A 5937-nucleotide genomic window follows, 5' to 3' on the forward strand; every position below is an offset into this window, starting at 1 on the left:
CTTCTGACGCACCCTACTACTGTGGTGCGTCAGTATCAATCATCCGGTTATCAGCGAGGTTGACGGCTTCTGACGTACCCTACTATTGATCACCTCTCAAAGTCCCTCTCCCTCTGTGGGAGAGGGATTTAGGGTGAGGGCAATGTATTAAGCGACTGGTGAACAAGCTGTATCAATCATCGGGTTATCAGCGAGGTTGACCGCTTCTGACGTACCCTACTGGGTCAGATCTGCTATGATTAGGGTGGCTTTTCGGTGGTCTTGATATGGGATCTGTGGTTTCTGGTTCACGAGCAACTATTAAATACTTGAAAGAACCTACGTCAATGGCTTGGGTTCAACAGGCGATCGCTAATTTGGATATCATCCTACTTGACCACTCCCACTGTGAACGTAAGGCGGCGGGAGTAGCCTTGAATTTGATGTTTCGTTATCCCTCTAGTACCCAATTGGTGCGAATGTTAACAGCGATCGCTCAAGAAGAATTACAGCATTTTGAACAGGTAAATCAGTGGCTCGAAAAACTACACATTCCCATGCGATCGCTTCCCTCTCCCCCCTATGGCGCGGGTTTGAATCGCCATGTCCGCCGAGAAGAACCACACAGAATGCTTGATTTATTATTGGTTTCTGGATTGATAGAAGCCCGCAGCCATGAACGTTTGGGCTTATTGTCTGAATATTGTCCCGATCCAGAATTGGCTAAGTTTTATCGCGGTTTGATGGCTTCCGAAGCGCGTCACTATGGCATTTATTGGGTGTTAGCAACTACTTATTTTGAACAGGAAACCGTTAGCCAAAGACTAGAGGAATTGGCTACTATTGAAAGCCAACTCCTTTCCACACTACACCCGGAACCCCGGATTCATAGTTAGTCTCTGCCCAATTCTCCGACTTCTTAACTGATTATATCACCGAATTAACGGTTATGAGAAAAGTATATAAAGATTTTATAATTCGTTCCTGGGAATCAGGCGATCGCCAAGTTGTTCAAGACTTAATCGCCTCAGTATTAGCTGAATATCGCTTAACTTGTGAACCGGAAGGCGCTGATATCGATGTCTGGGAAGTCGAAAAGTATTATCTTAATAATGATGGGGAATTTTGGGTAGTCGAACAACATCAAAACCTAGTCGGAACTGCTGCTTATTATCCGATTAATCGTGGTACAAATGCCGTGGAAATTCGGAAAATGTATTTACAGCCACAGGTCCGAGGTCTAGGGTTAGGCAAATATTTATTAACCCAATTAGAACAAGAAATTAACAGACGAGGATTTCAGGAGATTTGGATTGAAACTGCGACGGTTTTAAGGGAAGCCGTGAAACTCTATGAACACCATGGCTATGAACCGACAACGGGAGTAGAAACTCGACGATGCGATCGCATTTACAAAAAAACTTTGCCTTGACCAACCCGGCGGCGGTTGTAAACCGGACACTCAGCCTTTCCGGTAGAGTCCGCAGTTTTCCCGCCGCCAAAGCTAACAATTGGTCAATTAGCGGAACATACTACTAACGGAACTATCTTCGTGAATGCGCCAGATAGTTTCACCAAGTAAATTAGCAACCGATAACACAGTCAGCTGATCAAAAGTTTTATCCGGGGAAGCTGGGATAGTGTTAGTCACAATCACTTCCTCCAAAACCCCCGTAGACAGACGTTCAATAGCTGGGTGAGAAAACACCGCATGGGTAGCACAGGCATAAACCTGCCTAGCACCCTCTTCCCGGAGGAGGCGAGCGCCTTCGCTAATAGTCCCGGCTGTGTCAATCATATCATCGACCAAAACGGCTGTTTTGCCTCTAACGTCACCAATGACATTGAGAACCTCTGCTACATTATGAGACTGACGGCGCTTATCAATAATCGCCAGGGGTGCGTCATTGAGTTTTTTAGCAAAAGCTCTGGCACGAGCCACACCTCCGACATCTGGAGATACTACGACAATATCAGATAGTTGTTTACTAGCTAGGTAGTTTAAAATAACAGGTGAACCATAAACATGGTCGAAGGGAATATCAAAATATCCTTGAATTTGTGCCGAATGCAAGTCCATGGCTAAAATCCGACTCGCACCAGCTTGGGTGATTAAATTAGCGGTCAGTTTGGCTGTAATCGATTCGCGGCCAGCGGTTTTGCGGTCTGCCCTAGCATAGCCATAATAGGGTATTACGGCGGTAATTTGCCTAGCAGAGGCTCGACGACAAGCATCAATCATAATTAGGAGTTCCATCAAGTTGTCGTTGACTGGATGACAACAGGGTTGAATTAGGTAGACATCACAGCCTCGAATGGACTCCTGAATTTGGATGTAAAGTTCTCCGTCCGCAAACTGCTTGCGAACCATTGGCCCCAAATCAATGCCCAGATAGCGACTCACTTCGGTGGCTAAACCTGTATTGGCAGAACCTGAAAACAATCGTAGTCGATTGTGGTCGGTCATTAGTGCCTCAGAATGAGGAAGGGGTAGAGTAGCAGAACGGATCACGGCATTTCCTCGCAGTTCATTCCTAGTTATTTTACCATTATTCAGTAGCCTAGGAAACAGTTAAATTGGCTATCATTCACGGGTAACTCCCCTTATCAAAGGATCGGAACAGGTGGCGACGGTTGTTGATGATATGCTCAACCAAGTTGGGGCGAGCTTGGCTCAACATATAGGTTATGGGTAAATTGATTCAGACCAGACTAGACGAAATAATACAGCGACGGAAAGGGAAGGTTCACGGAAACATGGTTAAAAATGTTGTTAAACACAAATGAGGGGGGCACAATCAAGACTTTTTGACGGCTTCGCTTTGATTTATCTGTTAATTTGTAACCTATGACAAGTATCAATTCTATGCAATCGGCTATTCCACTAGGGACTGTTTTACAAAATCGCTACCGCTTGATCAGGGTTTTGGGTCAGGGGGGGTTTGGCTTAACTTATCTGGCTGAAGATCTTGGTCGCTTTAATGAGTATTGCGCGTTAAAGGAATTTACCCCGGTGCAAATGGGGACCTATGCTTGGGAAAAGTCTAAAGAACTATTTAGGCGGGAAGCTCAGGTGCTTTACCAAATCCAACACCCGCAAATTCCCAAATTTGGGGCGGTTTTTGAGGAAAATCAGCGCTTGTTTTTGGTTCAAGACTATGTGGAGGGTCAAACCTATTATGCGCTGCTCAAGGACCGGAAAAATGCCCCGGTGGGTCAACCTCGCACTTTTGCTGAGGCTGAGGTGATAACTTTCCTTCAGGAAATGCTACCGGTTTTGGAACATCTCCATGGTCTCAATATTATTCATCGCGACATTTCCCCGGATAATATTATCCGTCGCGATCGCGATCAGCTCCCGGTTTTGATTGATTTTGGGGTAGTTATTGAACAGGCGACTTATATTCAGTCTCCGGGTCTAACTCAGCCGGTGGGTCAAACTAGGGTGGGAAAATTGGGTTATGCTCCTGCTGAACAAATGCAAATGGGGAAGGTTTCCCCCAGCAGCGATTTGTACGCTTTGGCGGTAACGGCGATTTTTCTGCTGACTGGACGAGAACCGCAAGATTTAATTAACCAACAAAATTTAACCTGGATGTGGGAACCTTGGGCGACTGTCACCCCTCAACTGGCGACGGTTCTCAATAAAATGTTGAGCCGTAATCCTGGCGATCGCTATCAGTCAGCTAGGGAAGTACAACAGGCTCTCAATAATCTCTCTGGAATTGTACCGACTCCCCCCACTACTGACCCGAATTTATCAGGACTCAAAACTCTGGCGGTGGGATCTCCTGTCTCTATGCGATCGGGGTCTAATCATCAAACTACTCCGGTGATATCTACCCCTTCCCTTCAGTCTTTCTGGAATAACCCAGTTGCTGTTATGGCGGCGGGAATTGCTGTGGCTATCATCGCGGGTTATGGGTCTTGGAGTTTGGTCAGCTATCTACTAAACTCTACCGGGTCAACTTCAGACCCAGACCCCATTACTAATGTTGAAACGGAACCTAGACCTAGACCTAGACCGGAACCTAGACCTAGACCGGAACCTAGACCTACGACACCACCAGAATCTGAGTCACAACCACAACCACAACCACAACCACAACCAGAACCGGAACCGGAACCGGAAGTCTCAACTAGACGCTTAGATATTGCTGCGGGAGATACTACTGTTGTTGAAGGGGCGATCGCCGCGAACCAACTATCTGAATATGTCCTCTCGGCTACGGAAGGACAACAGCTTTATCTCTCTGTTACTGGGGATGGTGTTTTACTGACATTACTCGGACCTGACAACAACCCGGTTAATTCCCGCGCGACTGGGGTATCAATTTGGCAGGGTCCTTTATTTGCTGATGGTGACTATACCATTATCCTGGAAACTCTCCCAGGATTGTCTGAGACTGCATACACCCTAGAGTTGGAATTGATTAACTCTTTACCTCCCATCATTCCACAACCACAACCACAACCACAACCACAACCACAACCACAACCACAACCACAACCACAACCGGAACCTATACCGGAACCTATACCGGAACCGGAACCTATAGCGGAACCGGAACCAGAACCGGAACCCAAGCCGGAACCGGAACCCAAGCCGGAACCGGAACCTATAGCGGAACCGGAACCGGAACCCAAGCCGGAACCGGAACCGGAACCCAAGCCGGAACCTATACCGGAAAACCAAGAGAGGAATCTTGATCTGAGTGGGAACCCTAAACCATCGGAAAAATCGCCAACTTTTTTCCCGGAACCAGAGGCGGAGGTGGATGGTATGGGGAATAATGAGGTTAAGAATCTTGACAAATTAATCGCGCCATACTAACTGTGAAAAATACCCTGCTGATTACTGCAACTGATACGGAAGCCGGAAAAACGGTTTTAACTAGCGCGTTAATTGCCTATTTTGACAGTTACCAAAAGTCCCTGAGTTGGGGTGTACTCAAACCAATTCAATCGGGAATAGGCGATCGCGAATTGTATCAACGCCTATTTTTACGCGAAGAGTCCCTAGAGGCGATCGCACCGATTTATTTTGATGCACCCCTCGCCCCCCCCTTGGCGGCGGAAAAGGAAAATCGCCGGGTAGAACTTAATCAGGCTTGGTCAGCTTTGGTCAACCTTCAGCAACAGCGAGATTTTGTCCTGGTGGAAGCCTTGGGCGGTTTGGGTTCTCCTGTCACTAGGGAATTGACTGTGGCTGACTTGGCGCGGGATTGGGCTTTACCGACGGTTTTGGTGGTTCCTGTGCGACTAGGGGCGATCGCTCAGGCTGTGGCTAATGTGGCCCTCGCTAGACAGGCTAAAGTAAATTTGCGCGGCATTGTCCTTAACTGTCTTCAACCCACAGAACCCCAGGATGTTGAGAATTGGACTCCGGCGGATCTGATTACCTCCCTCACCCAAATTCCGGTTTTGGGTGTGATTCCCTATTTGGACAATCCTACAGACCTACAACAATTAGCCCCAGTCGCCGCCCAATTAGATTTAGAGGCGATTGTGCCGATCCGATGGGCGGCAAATCCTTGTCTATCAGGGGTTTGAGGAAATCTCAAAAAAAGTTTGATTTAGGGGTTGACATTTCCTGAACTATCCCCTACTATTAATAACTGTGCGAGAGAGAGAAGCGGCGAAAACGCTAAAGCGATCGCAACCAGAGAGAGATTTTAGGGCTTTCCTGGTGTCTATGGCTCAGTGGAACCACACCGATCCATCCCGAACTCGGATGTGAAACGCTGAAACGGCGAAGATACTTGGCGGGTAGCTGCCTGGGAAAATAGCAAGATGCCAGGATAATTATGAACTAGGACTTCCCGCCAGTGGTAAACGGTAGGAGGTCCTAGTTTGTTTTGATGGGGTATAGAGCAGATGCTAATCTGATACATTTACGCGACATTTTTCCGGTTGTTCCCGGACAATGCAACGATAGCACTATTACCCGTTAAGGTC

Annotated in this window: 5 protein-coding genes, 1 rRNA gene and 1 pseudogene; 5 read left to right on the plus strand and 2 right to left on the minus strand. The window is 47.3% G+C overall.

From position 1 onward, the window contains the following. The first annotated feature begins 266 nt into the window (after positions 1-266). Together P5683_RS22045 and P5683_RS22050 are read left to right on the plus strand one after the other, a co-directional pair. Positions 267-875: a tRNA-(ms[2]io[6]A)-hydroxylase gene (locus P5683_RS22045; RefSeq protein ID WP_006670660.1), complete on the plus strand. Its 609-nt coding sequence runs from the start codon at positions 267-269 to the stop codon at positions 873-875. 53 nt (positions 876-928) lie between these two features. After that, positions 929-1411 carry a GNAT family N-acetyltransferase gene (locus P5683_RS22050; RefSeq protein WP_006623426.1) on the plus strand — a complete coding sequence of 161 codons (483 nt, stop codon included), beginning with the start codon at positions 929-931 and terminating at the stop codon, positions 1409-1411. 87 nt (positions 1412-1498) lie between these two features. On the opposite strand, the gene P5683_RS22055 is transcribed toward P5683_RS22050, so the two are convergent. Next, a complete protein-coding gene (locus P5683_RS22055; RefSeq protein WP_008054907.1) occupies positions 1499-2491 on the minus strand; it encodes a ribose-phosphate pyrophosphokinase in 993 nt (330 codons plus the stop codon). A gap of 336 nt (positions 2492-2827) precedes the next feature. Between P5683_RS22055 and P5683_RS22060 the strand changes: the two genes are divergently transcribed. The 3 genes from P5683_RS22060 to rrf all read left to right on the plus strand — a co-directional run bounded on the left by P5683_RS22060 (position 2828) and on the right by rrf (position 5781). Next, positions 2828-4813, plus strand: a complete 1986-nt coding sequence (locus P5683_RS22060) for a serine/threonine-protein kinase (protein ID WP_315639481.1) — start codon at positions 2828-2830, stop codon at positions 4811-4813. Between the two features lie 2 nt (positions 4814-4815). Next, positions 4816-5532 carry a dethiobiotin synthase gene (gene bioD, locus P5683_RS22065; protein WP_006623430.1) on the plus strand — a complete coding sequence of 239 codons (717 nt, stop codon included), beginning with the start codon at positions 4816-4818 and terminating at the stop codon, positions 5530-5532. 132 nt (positions 5533-5664) lie between these two features. Next, positions 5665-5781 (plus strand): 5S ribosomal RNA (gene rrf / locus P5683_RS22070). A 92-nt stretch (positions 5782-5873) separates the two neighbouring features. On the opposite strand, the pseudogene P5683_RS26545 reads toward rrf, so the two are convergent. Next, positions 5874-5937 (minus strand): annotated as a pseudogene (locus P5683_RS26545) (transposase); the annotation flags it as partial.

It is taken from the genome of Limnospira sp. PMC 1279.21, from assembly GCF_032349615.1.
Lineage (GTDB): Bacteria > Cyanobacteriota > Cyanobacteriia > Cyanobacteriales > Microcoleaceae > Limnospira > Limnospira fusiformis.

Bases quoted from the DNA above. Each gene is read 5' to 3' on its own strand.
- P5683_RS22045 (WP_006670660.1), top strand. From the start codon at position 267: ATGGGATCTGTGGTTTCTGGTTCACGAGCAACTATTAAATACTTGAAA.
- P5683_RS22050 (WP_006623426.1), top strand. From the start codon at position 929: ATGAGAAAAGTATATAAAGATTTTATAATTCGTTCCTGGGAATCAGGC.
- P5683_RS22060 (WP_315639481.1), top strand. From the start codon at position 2,828: ATGACAAGTATCAATTCTATGCAATCGGCTATTCCACTAGGGACTGTT.